General features: G+C 70.1%; 16 protein-coding genes. 6 read left to right on the forward strand and 10 right to left on the reverse strand.

The window, feature by feature from the left end; translation table 11 throughout:
- The first annotated feature begins 7 nt into the window (after positions 1-7).
- Positions 8-1,243: an RNA polymerase sigma factor gene (locus tag ACQPYZ_RS25040; protein ID WP_433160401.1), complete on the forward strand. Its 1,236-nt coding sequence runs from the start codon at positions 8-10 to the stop codon at positions 1,241-1,243.
- A gap of 6 nt (positions 1,244-1,249) precedes the next feature.
- On the opposite strand, the gene ACQPYZ_RS25045 is transcribed toward ACQPYZ_RS25040, so the two are convergent.
- From ACQPYZ_RS25045 to ACQPYZ_RS25065, 5 genes are all read right to left on the reverse strand, one after another.
- Positions 1,250-1,963, reverse strand: coding sequence for a PH domain-containing protein (locus ACQPYZ_RS25045; protein ID WP_433160402.1), 714 nt, complete (start codon positions 1,961-1,963; stop codon positions 1,250-1,252).
- An 88-nt stretch (positions 1,964-2,051) separates the two neighbouring features.
- The gene (locus ACQPYZ_RS25050; protein WP_165949072.1) at positions 2,052-2,210 is read right to left on the reverse strand and encodes a hypothetical protein; all 159 of its coding nucleotides are present in this window, start codon (positions 2,208-2,210) and stop codon (positions 2,052-2,054) included.
- Between the two features lie 295 nt (positions 2,211-2,505).
- Entirely contained in the window at positions 2,506-3,462 is a 957-nt protein-coding gene (gene meaB / locus ACQPYZ_RS25055) for a methylmalonyl Co-A mutase-associated GTPase MeaB (protein WP_433160403.1), read from the reverse strand.
- On the reverse strand, positions 3,462-4,664 hold the full coding sequence (locus ACQPYZ_RS25060) for an acetyl-CoA C-acetyltransferase (protein WP_433160404.1): 1,203 nt from the start codon (positions 4,662-4,664) through the stop codon (positions 3,462-3,464). Before ACQPYZ_RS25060 ends, meaB begins: the two co-directional genes overlap by 1 nt.
- Positions 4,665-4,717: 53 nt before the next feature.
- Entirely contained in the window at positions 4,718-6,022 is a 1,305-nt protein-coding gene (locus tag ACQPYZ_RS25065) for an AMP-binding protein (RefSeq protein WP_433160406.1), read from the reverse strand.
- An 82-nt stretch (positions 6,023-6,104) separates the two neighbouring features.
- Here ACQPYZ_RS25065 and mce point away from each other — a divergent pair, with 82 nt between their 5' ends.
- The 5 genes from mce to ACQPYZ_RS25090 all read left to right on the forward strand — a co-directional run bounded on the left by mce (position 6,105) and on the right by ACQPYZ_RS25090 (position 12,735).
- Positions 6,105-6,542, forward strand: coding sequence for a methylmalonyl-CoA epimerase (gene mce, locus ACQPYZ_RS25070; RefSeq protein WP_433160408.1), 438 nt, complete (start codon positions 6,105-6,107; stop codon positions 6,540-6,542).
- A 93-nt stretch (positions 6,543-6,635) separates the two neighbouring features.
- A complete protein-coding gene (locus tag ACQPYZ_RS25075; RefSeq protein WP_433160410.1) occupies positions 6,636-7,538 on the forward strand; it encodes an anti-sigma factor RsbA family regulatory protein in 903 nt (300 codons plus the stop codon).
- Between the two features lie 126 nt (positions 7,539-7,664).
- Entirely contained in the window at positions 7,665-8,996 is a 1,332-nt protein-coding gene (gene ccrA / locus ACQPYZ_RS25080) for a crotonyl-CoA carboxylase/reductase (protein WP_433160412.1), read from the forward strand.
- Between the two features lie 92 nt (positions 8,997-9,088).
- Positions 9,089-11,062, forward strand: coding sequence for a transposase (locus ACQPYZ_RS25085; RefSeq protein ID WP_433160414.1), 1,974 nt, complete (start codon positions 9,089-9,091; stop codon positions 11,060-11,062).
- Positions 11,059-12,735, forward strand: a complete 1,677-nt coding sequence (locus tag ACQPYZ_RS25090) for an AI-2E family transporter (protein ID WP_433160415.1) — start codon at positions 11,059-11,061, stop codon at positions 12,733-12,735. The genes ACQPYZ_RS25085 and ACQPYZ_RS25090 overlap by 4 nt, the downstream gene beginning before the upstream one ends.
- Before the next feature lie 272 nt (positions 12,736-13,007).
- Here ACQPYZ_RS25090 and ACQPYZ_RS25095 read toward each other — a convergent pair whose 3' ends face one another.
- From ACQPYZ_RS25095 to ACQPYZ_RS25115, 5 genes are all read right to left on the reverse strand, one after another.
- Positions 13,008-13,259, reverse strand: coding sequence for a hypothetical protein (locus ACQPYZ_RS25095; protein ID WP_433160417.1), 252 nt, complete (start codon positions 13,257-13,259; stop codon positions 13,008-13,010).
- Positions 13,260-13,358: 99 nt separating this feature from the next.
- Positions 13,359-14,099 (reverse strand): PIG-L deacetylase family protein, encoded by a 741-nt coding sequence (locus ACQPYZ_RS25100; protein ID WP_433160419.1) that lies wholly within the window; start codon positions 14,097-14,099, stop codon positions 13,359-13,361.
- 10 nt (positions 14,100-14,109) lie between these two features.
- Positions 14,110-14,979 (reverse strand): carbohydrate ABC transporter permease, encoded by an 870-nt coding sequence (locus ACQPYZ_RS25105; RefSeq protein ID WP_433160420.1) that lies wholly within the window; start codon positions 14,977-14,979, stop codon positions 14,110-14,112.
- Positions 14,976-15,911, reverse strand: coding sequence for a carbohydrate ABC transporter permease (locus tag ACQPYZ_RS25110; protein WP_433160422.1), 936 nt, complete (start codon positions 15,909-15,911; stop codon positions 14,976-14,978). Before ACQPYZ_RS25110 ends, ACQPYZ_RS25105 begins: the two co-directional genes overlap by 4 nt.
- Positions 15,908-17,182 carry an extracellular solute-binding protein gene (locus ACQPYZ_RS25115; RefSeq protein WP_433160423.1) on the reverse strand — a complete coding sequence of 425 codons (1,275 nt, stop codon included), beginning with the start codon at positions 17,180-17,182 and terminating at the stop codon, positions 15,908-15,910. The genes ACQPYZ_RS25110 and ACQPYZ_RS25115 overlap by 4 nt, the downstream gene beginning before the upstream one ends.

Here is a 17,182-nt window from a genome sequence, read left to right on the forward strand (position 1 = left end):
TCGCCCGATGTACGACGCGCTCGCGGAGACGATCCGGGTCGAGGGGACGCGCATCCTGGCGACCCTGATCCGGACCGTCGGCGACGTCCAGCTCGCCGAGGACGCCGTCCAGGAGGCGACCCTGGCGGCCCTCGGCGCCTGGCCGGTGACCGGGGTGCCGCCCGAGCCGCGCGCCTGGCTGACCGTGACTGCCCGGCGGAAGGCGATCGACATCATCCGCCGGGAGCGGGCCCGGCCCGGCAAGGAGCGGGACGGGCTCGAGTTGCTGGAGCTCAGCCAGGTCGTTCCCGACAGCGTCGTACAGGACGACCTCCTCCGGCTGATCTTCACCTGCTGCCACCCCGCGCTGTCACCGCCGACCCGGATCGCCCTGGCGCTGCGCACGTTGTGCGGTCTGTCGCCCGCGCAGATCGCCGGCGTGCTGCTGACCTCCGAGGTCGCGACGACCAAGCGGCTGACCCGCGCCCGGCAGAAGATCGCGGCGGCGCGGATTCCGTACCGCGTGCCGGCGGATGACGAACTGCCTGCACGACTCCCCGCTGTCTGCGGAGTCATCCACAGCCTCTACACGTCCGGCCACGCTCCGGTCGAGGGTCAGACGGCGTACGACGTCGACGTCTGCGCCGAGGCGATCCGGCTGGCCGAGCTACTGCACGAGCTCCTCCCCGAGCAGCCGATGGCGTCCGCCGTACTGGCCCTGCTCCTGCTCACCGAGGCACGCCGTCCGGCCCGGATCGACGACGACGGCGAGGTCGTCACCCTCGACCGGCAGGACCGCGCGCTCTGGGACCAGCAGCTGATCGACCGCGGGATCGCCCTGCTGAACGACTCACTGCTGCGCTCGGACCGGCAGGCCGACGCGTACCAGCTGCAGGCGGCGATCGCGGCCGAGCACGCTCGTGTCCCCAGCTACTCGGCCACCGACTGGCGCGAGATCGTCCGGCTCTACGACCTGCTCGTCTCGATCGCGCCGAGCACGTCGGCGCAGCTGGCGCACGCGGTCGCGACCGCCGAGGCGGACGGCACCGCCTCGGGCCTGGCCATGCTCGACGAGCTCCCGCCGAGCCCACGCTGGTACGCCGTCCGCGCTGAGCTGCTCGCCCGCGACCACCGGTACGCCGAAGCCGCGGAGGAGCTCACGCGATCGCTGGCCGGGCCGGCTACCGACCCCGAACGCGCGCACCGCGAACGCCGCCGGCAACTCTTCCTCGAGGGCAGCCGGCTTGTCCCCGACCAGCTCTGACCGACGTCAGTCGCGGTCGTCGTCGGTCCAGTTGCCGCGTTCGCTGTTGAAGATCGACTTGGTGCCGGAGGCGGCCGGGCGGGACTGCTGCGCGGCGGGCGTCGGCGCCACCGTGGTGGAGACCTCGTGCGCGGAGTCCATCCCAATCGGACCGGTGCCGTCGTCGTCGGTGTCGTCGTCGCCCTGCACCACGTCGACACTCGCCGACGCGCGCAGCCCGGTGCGCTGGATGACGCGCTGGATGGTCAGGTCGCGGTCGTCCGGGCGGCTGACCCACCGGATCTCCCGGAAGCCCTGGTCCTGCGCCGCGGACTCGAAGACGAAGTGGCCGTAGCCGAAGATCCGCCCGACGATCGGTTTCTGCAGGGTGATGTCCAGGACCCGCGCGATCGGGGTGGTCGCGACCGTCTGGGAGAAGACGCCGCGGATCCGCATCACCCGCATGTTGGTGACCACGAACCGGTCGCGGTGATGGGTGAGGAACTGCCAGAAGGCGTGCATGAGCAGGATCAGCACGATCGCCAGCAGCACCTGGGTGCCGCCGATCGAGTCGGTCGCCAGCGCTACCAGCAGGGCGGTCGCCAGCGCCACTTCGAGCATCGGCGGTATGAACACGACCCAGTGCTGCCGGACCTCGTCGATGACGACCTCGCCCTCGTCCGAGATCAGATGGCGCCGGACCTTCGGATCGAAGATCCGGAACAGGCCTATTCCGGCCATCCGCTCACTCCCCTGTCACGCTGTCGGGTGACCCCGTACAGCCAAGTGTCCCGCACGATCGCTCGCAACGGGACACTCGGACCGCAGATCAGTTGAACAGCGCGGTCAGGAAGGTGATCACGCTCCCGAACGCGTCGCCGACGGCCGAGAACGCGCCTCCCACCGCGTCGGCGGCGTTCGCCGGCTGAGTGAACAGATAGAAGCCGGCAAAGGCGATGACCGACCAGATCAACAGCTTCTTCGGCATGTCACCACTCCTCGTTCGCAACCACTCGGTCGACTGTGTTTGTGTTTGTATCACGGACCGTCACCAATTGTCACTGACTGAACACAGCCCACCGCACAATGCTCACCAGCTACAAGTCCCATTCTGTAACGGATTCGGGGGCATGGCAGCCACCGGCGCGCCGCCGTGAGACGCGGATCGCATCGTCGCGGCGAAAACCGGCGTACTTTGCCCGATTTCGGCACTCGAGTCACTCCTGCCCCACGCGACGACACAAAGTGACAGAGTGTGGTCGAGTGTTGCAGCCCGTACCCGCTCAGAGGGCCGCGATCAGCTCGTCGGCGGCGGTGTAGGGGTCGGTGTTGCCCTCGGCGACCTTGGCCGCGAGCACGTCGAGCCGGGCGTCGCCGTGCAGGTGGGCGAACCGGGAGCGCAGCGCCGTCATCGCGATCGCCTCGATCTCGTCCCGGGCCCGGCTGCGCCGGCGTTCGTCCAGCACGCCGTTGGACTCCATCCAGGCCAGCCGGTCGTCGACCGCGGCGACCACCTCGGCGACCCCCTCGTTGCGCGAGGCAACCGTTTTGAGGATCGGCGGCACCCACGCACCGTCCGGCCGGTCGGCCAGCGCGAGCATCGCCCGCAGCTCGCGGGTGAGGTTCTGGACGCCGTCGCGATCCGCCTTGTTCACCACGTAGATGTCGCCGACCTCGAGGATGCCGGCCTTGGCCGCCTGGATGCCGTCGCCCATCCCGGGCGCCAGCAGGACCAGGGTGGTGTCGGCCATCCCGGCGATCTCCACCTCGGACTGCCCGACCCCGACCGTCTCCACCAGCACGACGTCGAACCCGGCCGCGTCCAGCACCCGCAGCGCCTGCGGCGTCGACCACGCCAGGCCGCCCAGGTGCCCGCGGGACGCCATCGACCGGATGAACACCCCGGCGTCGGTCGCGTGATCCTGCATCCGCACCCGGTCCCCCAGCAGGGCACCGCCGGAGAACGGCGACGACGGGTCGACCGCGAGGACGCCGACCCGCTTCCCGGTCTCCCGGTACGCCGAGACCAGCGCCGACGTCGACGTGGACTTGCCGACCCCCGGCGAGCCCGTGATCCCGACGATGTGCGCGTTCCCGGCGTACGGCGACAGCGCCGCCATCACCTCGCGGAGGAGCGGGGACTCGTCCTCGACCAGTGAGATCAACCGGGCGACGGCCCGGGAGTCGCCCTCCCGGGCCCGCTCGACCAGCTCGCCGACGGGGGCGGTGCGCCGGGGCATCAGGACTTCGGCACCCGCACGATCAGAGCGTCGCCCTGGCCGCCACCACCGCACAGGGCCGCGGCGCCGACACCGCCACCGCGACGCTGCAGCTCCAGCGCGAGGTGCAGCACGAGCCGGGCGCCGGACATGCCGATCGGGTGGCCGAGCGCGATCGCGCCGCCGTTGACGTTGACCTTGTCGAGGTCGACCTGCAGTTCGCGCGCGGACGCGATCCCGACGGCCGCGAAGGCCTCGTTGATCTCGACCAGGTCGAGCGCGGCCGGCTCGATGCCCTCCTTCGCGCAGGCCTTCACGATCGCGTTCGCCGGCTGGCTCTGCAGCGACGAGTCCGGACCCGCGACCGAGCCGTGCGCGCCGAGCTCGGCGATCCAGCTCAGCCCGAGCTCCTCGGCCTTCGCCTTGCTCATCACGACCACGGCGCACCCGCCGTCGGAGATCTGCGAGGCCGAGCCGGCGGTGATGGTGCCGTCCTTGCCGAAGGCCGGCCGCAGCTTGGCCAGCGACTCGACCGAGGTGTCGCTGCGGACGCCCTCGTCGCTGTCGACCACGATCGGGTCGCCCTTGCGCTGCGGCACCTCGACCGGCACGACCTCGTCGGCGAACACGCCGTTCTTCCAGGCCGCGGCGGCCTGCTGGTGCGAGCGAGCGCTGAACTCGTCCTGCTCCTCGCGGCTCAGCTTCAGGCCCTCGGTGTTCGCCTGGTCGGTGAGCGCACCCATCGCCTGGTCGGTGAAGGCGTCCCACAACCCGTCGAACGCCATCGAGTCGACCAGCGGCACGTCGCCGTACTTGAAGCCCTCGCGGGACTTCGGCAGCAGGTGCGGCGCGTTCGTCATCGACTCCATCCCGCCGGCGACGACGATCTCGTACTCACCGGCGCGGATCAGCTGGTCGGCGAGCGCGATCGCATTCAGGCCGGACAGGCAGACCTTGTTGATCGTGATGGCCGGGACGTTCATCGGGACACCGGCCTTGACCGCGGCCTGGCGGGCGGTGATCTGACCGCCGCCGGCCTGCAGCACCTGGCCCATGATCACGTACTCGACCTGGTCCGGCGCGACCCCGGCCTTCGCCAGCGCGCCCTTGATCGCGAACCCACCGAGCTCGGCTCCGGTGAAGCCCTTGAGACCGCCCAGCAACCGCCCGATCGGGGTCCGTGCACCGGCGACGATGACGCTGTGATTCCGCGTGTCAGACATGCTGTCACGATACCTGCGAAGGCAGTGGTACGCCCCTGGTCGGACCCTGTCGATCAGGTCACACGGCGGTCCGGTTTGCCGGTCGGCGTGACCGGCAGCTCGGCCACGAAGGTGACCGTCCGGGGCACCTTCGCCGGACTCAGACGGGCCCGCGCGAACCGGCGCAACTCCCAGGCATCCACCGGGCTCCGGCGGACGACGTGCGCCTCGAGCCGGGCGCCGTACTCCTCATCCGGTACGCCGGTGACGCGGACGTCGGCCACCGCCGGGTGACCGAGCAGGACGTTCTCCACCTCGATCGGGAACACGTTCTCCCCGCCGGTCACGACCAGGTCGTCGGCCCGGCCGTCGACGAAGTACCGCCCGGCCGAGTCGCGGTGCCCGAGATCACCGGAGTCGGCCAGCCGGCCGGCCAGCCGCCCACCGACGTACAGATGGCCGATCGCGCCGGCACGCACCGTCCGCCCGTCGTCCCCGACGACCGCGAGCCGTACGCCGGCCGCCGGGCGACCGATCGTGCCCGGCGCCTCCCGCAGCTCGGCCGGTGTGGCGAGCGTCGACCACCCGAGCTCAGTGGATCCGTAGAGGTTGAACAGCATCGGCCCGAAGGCCTTCGTCAACCGCTCCGCCACGACCGGATGCAACTGCCCACCACCGCTCACCACGGCAGCGAGCGGCACCTCGACCCCGGTCCGCGCAACCTTCGACAACATCGGAGGTACGCCGGTCAGCACAGCGCCGGGGTGGTCGCGCAAAAACCCGGCCACGTCGTCCGGCCGGAACTGCCGGCGGACCACGACCGGCATCCCGAAGACCAGTCCCAGCGCGAGGAAGCCCACCCCGAACCCGTGGAAGAAGGGCTGGGTCACCACCAGCGGAACCCCACGCTGCAAGGGCAATCGGCGCACCAGGGTCGCGATCGGTACGGCCTGGGTCACGCTGATCTTCCGGTCCACGGCCTTCGGCGTACCGGTGCTGCCGGACGTCATCACCACGACCTGACCGCGGCACCCGGCCCGCTGCGATCCGACCTCGACCGCGGGCGCCTGCGGATCGGCGAGCACGACGTCGGCGTTGGCCCGCAGCCCGGCGACGACGGCCGCGACGAACGCGCGGCCGTTCGGCTCGCGGACCGCGATCCGTTCGCCGCCGGGGTGCTCGCGCGTGAGCCGGTCGAGCTCGGCGTACGTGATCGGACCGTCGTCGTCGATCAGCGCGATGTCGCGCGGATAGTTGCGTGCGGCAAGGGTTGTCAGGGTGGCCAGGGTCAGGCCGTGCCGGCGGAAGGCACCGGGCGCGCGCCAGGGCCGGACGCCCGCCAGCAGCCGGCTGAGTCCGATGACGACATCCCCCGCCATCTCCCCAGTGTCGCACTGGGTGCGGTGTCGCATCGGCCACTTTCGATTGGCTTCGTCCGGTCCGCTGGGCCACCCTGACGGCATGGACCACCCCACCGCCACCACGACCGGCCTGTTCGAGGCGATCGACCACGTGGGCATCGCCGTGGCCGACTTCGACGAGGCCGTCCGGTACTACGCCGACGTGTTCGGGATGACCGTCGCGCACGAGGAGATCAACGAGGAGCAGGGCGTCCGCGAGGCGATGCTGTCGGTCGGCGGGTCGGGGTCGTCGATCCAGCTGCTGGCGCCGTTGTCGGAGTCCTCGCCGATCGCGAAGTTCCTCGACCAGCGCGGTCCGGGCATCCAGCAGCTCGCCTACCGGGTGCGCGATCTGGACGCGGTGTCCGCGACCCTGCGCGAGCGCGGTGCCCGGCTGCTGTACGACGAGCCGAGACGCGGCACCGCGGGCTCGCGGGTCAACTTCATCCACCCGAAGTCGGCGGGCGGCGTTCTCGTCGAACTGGTCGAGCCGGCATAGCTGAGGAAGGCTCACTGTTACCGCGCTCCCACGGGCGGTGACGGCACGCGACGAACCCATGCCGACCCGCGATTCGCGGACTACGCTGTTCGGGTGCTGAGGAGCAGCGCCACCGGCTCGGTGGGCGGTGTGCCGACGGGGTTCCAGCACGGCGCCTTCGTCTACGGATCGGACGAGGACTTCGTGCGGCTCGCGACACCCTTCGTCCGCGACGGCCTGGCAACAGGTGAGGCAGTCGTGGCTGCCCTGCCGCCGTCCCGGATCGTCGCCCTGCGTGAGGCCCTCGGGCCGGAGGGCGACCACGTCGGCTTCGTCGACATGACGACCGCCGGCCGCAACCCCGCCCGGCTGATCCCGCTCTGGCGAGACGCCCTCGAGCGACACCCGGGCCGCCCGGTCCGGGGCCTCGGCGAGCCGGCCTACTCGGGCCGGAGCGCGGCGGAGTACGACGAGGCCGTGCTGCACGAGGCCTTGCTCGACGTTGCGTTCGCGCACGACAAGCGCTTCCGGCTGATCTGTCCGTACGAGGCCTCGGTCGGCATCGACCCGACCGCGACCCACTCCGGCGCGGAGGCCCTGGCGGAGAAGACGTTCCGTACGCCGCTGATCGACGTACCCGATCGGGCCGAGCGGTGGGAGTTCGGGCTGGCCGACCTCGGGCAGGTGCGGCAGTGGGTGAACGCGCAGGCGTCGTCGTACGGCGTCTCCCGGGACCGGCTGGACGACCTGGCGCTGGCGTTGCACGAGATCTGCACGAACAGCATCCGCTTCGGCGGCGGCCGCGGGACCTTGTCGGTCTGGGTCGCCGACGGCTTCCTGATCTGCGACGTGGCCGACCGCGGCCGGATCGACGACCTGCTGGTCGGCCGGGTGCTGCCACCGCTCGACGGCCTCGGCGGGCGCGGGGTCTGGCTGGCCAACCAGCTGTGCGATCTGGTCCAGCTGCGATCGGGCGACGACGTCACCCAGGTGAGGCTGCACACCCGCCTGCGGTGATAAGACCACTGACAACGGTGGACTGAAAAAGTGACGGTCGTCTCGTTGTGTTACAACGCACAGCGACACGTGCATACTCAGCGGTAAGTTCCGCTCACCCAAGACCGCCGCTCCAGGAGGTACGACGTGAAGCAGATCCTCGACGCGATCCTGTCCGGTGACACCGCCGCCGTCGGCGCGCTCGACGTACCGGACCACTACCGCGGCATCACCGTGCACGCCGGCGACGCGGGCATGTTCGAGGGTCTGGACAGCAAGGAGAAGGATCCGCGCAAGAGCCTCCACCTGGACGACGTACCGACTCCGGAGCTCGGGCCGGGTGAGGCGCTGGTCGCGGTGATGGCGAGCGCGATCAACTACAACACGGTGTGGACGTCGATCTTCGAGCCGGTGTCCACCTTCTCCTTCCTGAAGCGATACGGGAAGCTGTCCCCGCTGACCGCCCGCCACGACCTGCCGTACCACGTGGTCGGCTCCGACCTGGCCGGCGTCGTCCTGCGCACCGGGCCGGGGGTGAACGCGTGGAAGCCCGGCGACGAGGTGGTCGCGCACTGCCTGTCGGTCGAGCTCGAGTCGCCGGACGGGCACAACGACACCATGCTCGACTCCGAGCAGCGGATCTGGGGGTTCGAGACCAACTTCGGCGGGCTGGCCGAGCTCGCGCTGGTGAAGTCGAACCAGCTGATGCCCAAGCCCGACCACCTCACCTGGGAGGAGGCCGCGTCCCCGGGGCTGGTGAACAGTACGGCGTACCGGCAACTCGTCTCGGCCAACGGCGCGAACATGAAGCAGGGCGACGTCGTCCTGATCTGGGGCGCGTCCGGAGGCCTCGGGTCCTACGCGACGCAGTTCGCGCTGAACGGCGGGGCGATCCCGGTGTGCGTGGTGTCGTCCCCGGAGAAGGCGGAGATCTGCCGGTCGATGGGCGCCTCGCTGATCATCGACCGGTCGGCCGAGGGCTACCGGTTCTGGAAGGACGAGACGACCCAGGACCAGAAGGAGTGGAAGCGGTTCGGCGCCCGGATCCGCGAGCTGACCGGCGGCGACGACCCTGACATCGTCTTCGAGCACCCGGGCCGGGAGACCTTCGGCGCCTCGGTGTACGTCGCCCGCCGCGGCGGCACGATCGTGACCTGCGCGTCGACGTCCGGGTTCATGCACGAGTACGACAACCGCTACCTGTGGATGAACCTGAAACGGATCATCGGCTCCCATTTCGCCAACTACCGCGAGGCGTGGGAGGCGAACCGGTTGATTGCCAAGGGCATGGTCCACCCGACGGTGAGCAAGGTGTACCCGCTGGAGGAGACCGCCCAGGCGGCGTACGACGTCCACCGCAACCTGCACCAGGGGAAGGTCGGCGTCCTGACGCTCGCGCCGGCCGAAGGCCTGGGGGTTCGGGACACCGCGCTGCGGGAACAGCATGCGGACGCGATCAATCGCTTCCGCAACAGGTAATCGCCCTCGGGGCCGATTGGCCGGTTACGCCCGGTTCTGACAGGCTTAAGGTGGGGGATTCACCATGAGCCGCCAGAAGGGAATCTCGGGAAATGCCTGACGAGTCGAGCCTGCCGTTCTTCGACCGTACGGCGACCGCGGCCGGGGGATTCCCGGTCAGTCGCCGTGGGTACGACAAGCAGGCCGTGGACGACTACGTCCGCGCGCTGGAGATGCAACTCGTCGAAGCCCGGAACCGGGCCGACGAGCTCCAGGCCAGTGTCGCTCCGATGCAGCGTCAGCTCGAGGAGACCCGGCGCCAGCTCGAGGCCAGCGCCAACCCGTCGTACGCCGGTCTCGGCGACCGGGCGGCGCAGATCCTCCGGCTCGCCCAGGACCAGGCGTCCGAGGCGCTCGAGGAGGCCCGCCGGGAGGCCGACGAGCTGCGCGCGACCGCGGCCAAGGAGGCGGCCGCGTCCCGGGCGACCGGCGAGCGCGAGGCCGAGGACATCCGCTCGGTCGCGCTGAACGAGGCCGACAGCATGCGCCGGACGGCCGAGGGCGACGCCGCCGAGCTGCGCCGGACCGCGGAGACCGAGGCCGCGGAGGTGCTGCAGACCGCCCGGCGCAAGGCCGAGCAGCTGATGCTGACCGCCGAGTCCCAGGCCAGCACGCTGAAGAACGGCGCCCTGCACGAGGCCGAGAAGATCCGGACCGCGATCCAGCGCGAGTCCGCCGCGCTCCGGGCCCGGCTCGCCGACGAGCGCGAGCAGCAGGCCAAGGAGCTGGCCGACAAGCACCAGCAGATCGCGGCCGACACCGAGAACCTGACCACCCAGATGCGCGAGGCGGCCGAGGCCTCCGAGCGGCGGGTCGCCGAGGCGACCGAGCAGGCCCGCAAGATCCGCGCCGAGGCCGAGGAGTCGGCCGAGCGGACCCTCAGCCGTGCCCGCCGCGAGGCCGAGCAGCTGCTGACCACCGCCCGGACCCGCTCCGAGGCCGAGCTGGCCAACGCCGCCGACGAGGCCGAGCGGTCGCGGACGATCGTCGCCCGCGAGACCGAGCGGCTGGCCAAGCGCCGCGACGGCATCCTCACCCAGATCGCCGGGCTGAACGAGATCGCCAGCAACATCGCCCGGCAGGCCGCGGAGCTCGACTCCGAGACGGCGGCCCCGGCGTACGTGAACCCGTTCGCCCGGCCGCAGACGCCTCCCCCGGCGTCCGGGACCGCACCCGCCTCGCCGGCCGCGGCGCCTGCTTTCGCTCCGCCGGCCGAGACGGTGGCCCCGGCGGGCAGCCCGTTCGCGCCGCGGGACGCCGTACCGCCGGCGGAGTCGGAGGCGGCGAGCGGTGGTTTCACCGCCCGCGAGACCTCTTACACCCCTGCGACGTCGGACGAGGCTCCGGCCGACAGCCCCTTCGCGCCGAAGAACGGGACGCCCGCCGACAATCCGTTCGCGGCTAAGAGCGACGCGTCCGGTCGGGGATCCTTTGCGGCCGAGGACCAGGCGCCGGCCGACAGTCCGTTCGCGGTGAAGAACGGGGCGGCCGGCGGGTTCGCGGAGAAGGACGACGCGTCCGGTCGAGGGTCTTTGGCGGCCGAGGGTGACGCGTCCGGTCGGGGCTCTTTTGCGGCCGCGGGTGATGCGTCCGGTCGGGGGGCTTTCGCTGCCGCGGACGAGGCTCCGGCCGACAGCCCGTTCGCGCCCAGGTCCACGGCTGCTGACGCGGCGTACGACGAGGACGAGGACGGGCCGTTCACCGGCGCGAGCCCGTTCGTCGGCAGCGGCGCGGGTGACGCGCGCGTGGACGAGACGCGGATCGACACCGGCCTGCGGGTGGACGCCAAGGACGCCGACGAGCTGGCCAGCAGGACCGCCGGCGGTCCCGTGGACACCGACGACGAGCCGGCCGACTCGACCAGGATCGACGAGTTCCGGCTGAGTGACCTCGCGGACGAGGAGACTCGGGTGCAGGCGGTTCCGGACGCCTCGGCCTCCGCCCAGGACGCCGACGAGGAGCCGGCCGACGACGAGAAGCCCGACGAGGCCGCTGCCGGCTCGCGATCCCCGAAGGACAAGATGTGACGCCACCCGGCGACGACAACTCCACAGCGACGCCCGACCACGACCTCGCCGAAGCCACCCGCGAGGCCCGGGCCGCCGCGGCCGAGGCGGAAACCGCCGCCCGGCAGGCAGAGACCTCGGCACAATCCGCCGAGCGCTCCGCCGTGGAAGCCGACGCCTCCGCCGGTGAAGCCGACAAGTCTGCTGATGAGGCTGACACCGCCGCCAATCATGCCGGCCAGTCCGCCCACCGCGCCGACACCTCAGCCGACCGAGCCGACTCCTCCGCGGACAAGGCCGACGCGTCCGCAGACGACGCCGAAGGATTGGCAGACCAAGCAGGCACCGCCGCCCGCAAGGCAACCACATCAGCCGGCCAGGCAGACACGTCCGCCGTCGAGGCGGATCACGCCGCCGACAAGGCGGACGACTCCGCCGACGAGGCGGAGGGTGCCGCGGGCAAGGCTGACGCGGCGGCGGAGCACGCTGACCGGTCCGCCGGTGAAGCTGACAAGTCGGCTGATCAGGCTGACAAGTCGGCTGAGTTGGTTGAGCGGTCGGCGGATCAGGTGCAGGGGACGGCCGGGAAGGACGAGAACCTGGCCGGTGAGCTGCTGATCGACCAACGGCACCCCGACGTCGGGATGGGCCGGCCGGGTCCGCCGCTCGGCCGGTCCAACCCCTTCGTGTTCGGGTTCTTCGCGGCCCTCGGCGTACTCGTCGCCTGGGGTCTGTGGAACGCCCTCGGCCAGGCCCGCTCCGTCCTCATCCTGCTGCTGGTCTCGATGTTCATCGCCGTCGGCCTGAACCCGCTGGTCGAGTGGTTCATGCGCCGCGGCCTCAAACGCGGCCTGTCCGTCGGCGTCGTGTTCCTGCTGATGATCCTCGCGGTCGCCGGCGTCGGTTTCGCGATCGTGCCGGTAGTCACCGACCAGATCAACAGCCTGATCCGGAACGCGCCCGAGTGGCTCGACCTGCTGACCAAGTCGCGGACCCTGAACGAGCTCAACGAGCGCTACCAGTTCATCCAGAAGGCCCAGGACTACGTCCAGGACCCGGCGCTGGCGCAGCGTGCGTTCGGCGGCATCCTCGGCGTCGGCCGGGTGGTCGCGAACGCGCTGTTCTCCGCGTTCACCATCCTCATCCTGACGCTGTACTTCCTTGCGTCCCTGCCGTCGGTGAAGCGGGCGGCGTACAGCCTGGTCCCGGCCACCCGCCGGCAGCGCGTCTCCATCCTCGGCGACGAGGTCCTCAGCCGGGTCGGCGGCTACGTCAGCGGCCAGTTCCTGGTCGCGGCCTGCGCCGGGTTCTTCATGTTCGTGTTCCTGCAGATCGTCGGCCTGCGCGAGTACGCCCTGGCGCTGGCGATCGTGGTCATGTTCACCGCGTTCATCCCGATGGTCGGTGGCCTGATCGGCGTCGTCATCGTCGCGCTGATCGGCTTCACCATGGGCCTGTGGACCGGCGTGGCGTGCCTGGCGTACGGCATCATCTACCAGCAGGTCGAGAACTACGTGATCGCCCCGCGCATCATGCGCCGAGCCGTCGACATCCCAGGTGCCGTCACAGTCATCGCCGCCCTCCTCGGCGGCGCCCTCCTCGGCGTGGTCGGCGCTCTCCTCGCCATCCCCTCGGCCGCCGCCATCCTCCTCATCATCCGAGAAGTCTGGGTCCGCAAAGCCGACGCCTCCTGACCCGAATCCCGACGGAGCCCGCAGAACCCCTCGCAGCCGGCTACGCCCGCTCCTGCGTCGCGTGCTCGCCCTGCAGCCCCACCTACCCGTTCGCGCGGCTCATCGCCGCTGACTCAGGTGCTCTCGCCGGCGACCGCGTTCCACCGGGGCACTCGCGGTCGCCGGGCACCGCATCCGCGCGTGCTGTCGCCCGCCTACCGTGGAGAGCACGCGGGAGCGCGCACCAGCCCCGGCGACGGTCGCGCAGCCGCCATCGGACCGCCCGGCCACACCTAGCCGATCTGGCCTTTGGCGTACTGGATGCCCAGGCCGATCGCGCCGCCGATGGCTGCAGTGAGGATCACGAAGGGCAGGAAGCTCATGCCGAGAGCCTCGAGGCAGACGTCGTTTCCTGGCAGGACGCAGTTCGGTGCTGGAGTGGCGGTCTGGTTGAAGATCAGCCAGCCGATGCCTGCTCCGACGAGCGACAAGATGCCGGATGTTGCCAAGTAGCCCTGGATTGCTGGTCCCATGATGTCCCCCATGTGCCGGCACCCGACGCTGTTCGTCGGCTGAACGCGCCGGCACTCCCACCTGGTACATCGGGTGGCGTTGGGACTCGTTACGGAGAGTTGCGGGACCGGCTAGGGGCCGGCGAGTTTGGTGATTTCGGGGGATTGGTTGGTGTGGAAGGCGCAGGCTCGGGGGTAGCCGGCGAGGCAGCCTCGGGTGGTCATGAGGGCGGTGTAGTAGTCGATGTAGCGGAAGCCATAGGTCTCGCCGCGGGCGAAGGCCTGGTGGCGGATGGCGGAGACCCAGCGGTAGAAGGCCTCGTCGGGGATGGGGACGTAGAGCGACGGGGTGAAGCCCTCCATGTCCTCCCAGTTCTCGGCGTGCAGGACGGAGCGGATCCCGTGTCGCGGCAGGGCGGCGAGTTTCCGGAAGCCGTCGCCGAGTGACTCGGCGAGGACGTCGGCCTCGTCCATGGGCAGCCCGGACAGGAAACGCGCCCGCTCGGTGAGGGTGGCGGCGTTCTCGTGGTCGCGGTGAATGCTGTGCTTCCAGTGGGTGATCACCGTGTCCGGCTGCTTCTCGCGGAAGATCGTGGCCAGCTCGACCGCGACGTCGTCGGTGTCGGCGAGGAAACCGTCGCTGTGGTCGAGCACGATGAAGTCCGCACCGATCGCCTCCGCGAACGCGGACCCCTCGGCGATCTTCTGCTTCTTGTACTCCGACGGCGTGAGCCGGGGGTGGCCGCGTTCGCCCGGGGTCAGCGCGACGATGGTCGCGTCGGCCCCTTCCAGCACGAGTTTGGCCAGCGTCGGCCCGGCGGTCAGGTCCATGTCGCCGATGTGCGCTCCGACGGCGAGCACTGTTCTGGTCACAAGCAACTCCTCACTTCAGGCCACTCAGTACGACGCCTCGCACGTAGTACTTCTGGAACAGCAGGAACACGACCAGCACGGGCAGCGTGCTGACGACCAGGCCGGCCATCACGATGGGCATCGTGCGGTCCGGGTCGAGGAAGCTCTGCAGCAGCTGGATACCGACCGGCAGGGTCTGCAGCGACGGCTCGGAGGACGAGATCAGCAGCGTCCAGATGTACTCGTTCCACATCCCGATGAAGGTGATCAGGCCGAGGGTGATCGCGACCGGTTTGGTCTGCGGGAGCACGATCAGCCGCCAGATCTGCCACTGGTTCGCGCCGTCGATCCTGGCCGCCTCGAGCATCTCGTCCGGTAGCGACACCATGAACTGGCGCATCAGGAAGATCCCGAACCCGCTGACGGTGAACGGCAGGATCAGTGCGAGCAGGCTGGTGGTGAGACCGCCGTCGCCGCCGCGGCCGAGGATGTCGTTGCCCCCGGCCAGCGGCCAGTTGAGCATGATCAGGAACACCGGAATGAGCAGCAGGAACGGCGGCAGCATCATCGTGGCCAGGATGAACCGGAAGATCACCGCCCGGCCGCGGAACCGCAGCTTCGCCAGCGCGTAACCGGCCATCGACGACGTGACCAGCACGCTCACCGTCACGCTCACCGTGACGATCACGCTGTTGCGGAACAGCCGGCCGAGCTCGAGCTGGGAGAACGCGTCCCGGTAGTTGTCCAGGCTGAACGACTCCGGCAGGAACTTGTACGGGATCACGCCGTACTCCCCCGCGCCCTTGAACGAGCTCATCACCATGTCGAGGAACGGCAGCACCATCGCCACCCCGCCGATGATCACCACCAGGTACGAGAACCACGGGAAGCGCCGCTTCACGACGTCTCCTCCCCGCGCCGCCGGGCGATCCACAGCTGCAGCAGCGTGATCACGAAGATGACCACGAACAGCACCATCGCCATCGCGCTCGCCGTCCCCCACGCGCCGAACTTGAACGCCTGCTGGTACATCTCGAAGGCTGCCACGTTGGTCGCGTTCACCGGCCCGCCGTCGCCGGTCATCACGATGATCAGTGCGAACGACTGCAAGCCGCCGATGAACTGCGTGATCAGCACGAACAGCAGCGACGGCCGCAGCAACGGCAGCGTGATCTGCCAGAACATCCGCCACGGCGACGCCCCGTCGACGGCCGCGGCCTCGTAGTACATCAGCGGGATCGACTTGAGCCCGGCGGTCAGGATCAGTACGGCGCCGCCGATCGAGGCCCACGCGTGCACCACGGTCACCGCCGGCAGCGCGTACGACGCGTCGGAGAGAAAGCCGATGCTGTTGACGCCGAGCGTGTTCAGCAGACCGTTGATCAGCCCGGCCGGCTGGTACATCATCTTCCACACGTTGCCGATCGCCACCACCGTCGCGACCACCGGCAGGAAGTAGAGCACCCGCCAGAAGCCCTGGAAGTGCAGCTGCTCGATGCAGTGCGCCACCAGCACCGAACCAACCGTTGCCAGCAGCACCGATCCGAAGGCGAACAGCAGCGTGTTCACCAAGATCGGCCGGACGAACGCACCGTCGAAGCTGAGCACCTCGGCGAAGTTCGAGAACCCGGCCCACTCGATCGTGCCGAGGTCGAACCCGCCCCAGTCGGAGAACGCGAGCGCGATCGCGAACAGGAACGGCAGGATCAGGAAGACGCAGAAGAACAGCAGCGACGGCGCCAGGAACAGGTACGCCGCCCGGCCCTCGCGGTGGAGTCCCGACACCCGGGCGGCCGGCGCCCGCAGCGCGCCGATCCGGACCGCGGTCGTCATTGCGGCTTGACCGCCTTGGCGGCCTGGGCCAGCGCCTCGTCCGGACTCTTGCCGTCGGCCAGAACGGTCATGATCGCGTTGTGCAGCGCGGTCTTGGCCTCGTACGCGCCAGGCTGGTTCGGCTCGGGCATCGCGTACGCCGCGGCGTCGTAGATCGGCACCAGGTTCGGGTCGTCCAGCGACTTCTTCAGCGTCGTCAGGTCGGACGTCCGTGGCGGGATCAGACCCATGTCGGCGAGGTACTGGCCCATCCCGGTCACCCCGCTGTCGGCCTTGTGCTCGTTCAGCCAGGTGAGGAACTTCCACGCCTCGTCGGCGTGCTTGCTGCGCTGGTTCACCCCCATGAAGAAGCCGTAGGCGAGCGACCCCTTGCTGCCCGCGGTCGGTCCCGGGATCGCCGTGACGCCCACGTCGGACGCGTACTTCGCCGCCATCTGTGTCTTCAGGCTGCCGACCCACCAGCCGGCCTGGATCGCCATCGCCACGCCGCCGCTCCGGAACTGCTTGGTCGGTGACACCGAGGTGTTGGTCGCCTTGGCGCCGGCCAGGTCGGCCTCGAGCTTCAGCGCCGCCTTGCCCTCGGCGTTGTCGAACTGGGCGGTGCCGTCCGGGCCGAGGAACGTGCCGCCGGCCGCGTCGAGCAGCGACAGGAACGGGTGCACCGACTTGTTGTCGCCGTCCTGGATCAGGCTCAGGCCCTCGACCTGGATGTTGCCCTTGGCATCCCGCTTGACCACCTTGCGGGCGACGTCCTGGAGCTCCGCCCAGGTGGCCGGCGGCTTGGTCACGCCGGCGTCGGCCAGGATCTTCTTGTTGTAGAAGAGCACGTAGGTGTTCAGCTCGGTCGGGTAGCCGAGCAGGGTGTCGCCCGTGGTGACGGCGCCGAGTGCGGCCGGGCTGTAGCTGGACTCGATGCTCTTGGCCACGTCGTCGGGCACCTCGGCGAGCACGTTCGCCTTCTGCAACTGGCCGCCCCAGAGCCCGTAGGCGCTGACGATGTCGGCGCCCCGGCCGCCGGTCTGCCGGACGGTCAGGGTGGTGAGCAGGTCGTCGAACTTCACCACCTCGGACTTGACCTGGACGTCCGGGTTCTCCTGGTTCCACTGCGCGATCATCTTGTCCAGCCCGCCCTTGGCCGGGTCGGACCCGTAGTGGCTCAGCAGCGTGAGCTGCACCTTGCCACCGTCCCCCGAACCCTCGCCACCCGAGCAGGCCGCGCCCGTTGCCAAGAGCCCCAGGACGACGGCCAGCCGTACGCCTCTCTTGAGCAT

The sequence above is a fragment of the Kribbella sp. CA-247076 genome, assembly GCF_050942445.1.
GTDB lineage: Bacteria > Actinomycetota > Actinomycetes > Propionibacteriales > Kribbellaceae > Kribbella.

Excerpts from the sequence above, each read along its gene's own strand:
- ACQPYZ_RS25040 (WP_433160401.1), top strand. The coding sequence starts at position 8 with ATGTACGACGCGCTCGCGGAGACGATCCGGGTCGAGGGGACGCGCATC.
- ACQPYZ_RS25045 (WP_433160402.1), bottom strand. The coding sequence starts at position 1,963 with ATGGCCGGAATAGGCCTGTTCCGGATCTTCGATCCGAAGGTCCGGCGC.
- ACQPYZ_RS25050 (WP_165949072.1), bottom strand. The coding sequence starts at position 2,210 with ATGCCGAAGAAGCTGTTGATCTGGTCGGTCATCGCCTTTGCCGGCTTC.
- meaB (WP_433160403.1), bottom strand. The coding sequence starts at position 3,462 with ATGCCCCGGCGCACCGCCCCCGTCGGCGAGCTGGTCGAGCGGGCCCGG.
- ACQPYZ_RS25060 (WP_433160404.1), bottom strand. The coding sequence starts at position 4,664 with ATGTCTGACACGCGGAATCACAGCGTCATCGTCGCCGGTGCACGGACC.
- ACQPYZ_RS25065 (WP_433160406.1), bottom strand. The coding sequence starts at position 6,022 with ATGGCGGGGGATGTCGTCATCGGACTCAGCCGGCTGCTGGCGGGCGTC.
- mce (WP_433160408.1), top strand. The coding sequence starts at position 6,105 with ATGGACCACCCCACCGCCACCACGACCGGCCTGTTCGAGGCGATCGAC.
- ACQPYZ_RS25085 (WP_433160414.1), top strand. The coding sequence starts at position 9,089 with ATGCCTGACGAGTCGAGCCTGCCGTTCTTCGACCGTACGGCGACCGCG.
- ACQPYZ_RS25095 (WP_433160417.1), bottom strand. The coding sequence starts at position 13,259 with ATGGGGGACATCATGGGACCAGCAATCCAGGGCTACTTGGCAACATCC.
- ACQPYZ_RS25110 (WP_433160422.1), bottom strand. The coding sequence starts at position 15,911 with ATGACGACCGCGGTCCGGATCGGCGCGCTGCGGGCGCCGGCCGCCCGG.
- ACQPYZ_RS25115 (WP_433160423.1), bottom strand. The coding sequence starts at position 17,182 with ATGCTCAAGAGAGGCGTACGGCTGGCCGTCGTCCTGGGGCTCTTGGCA.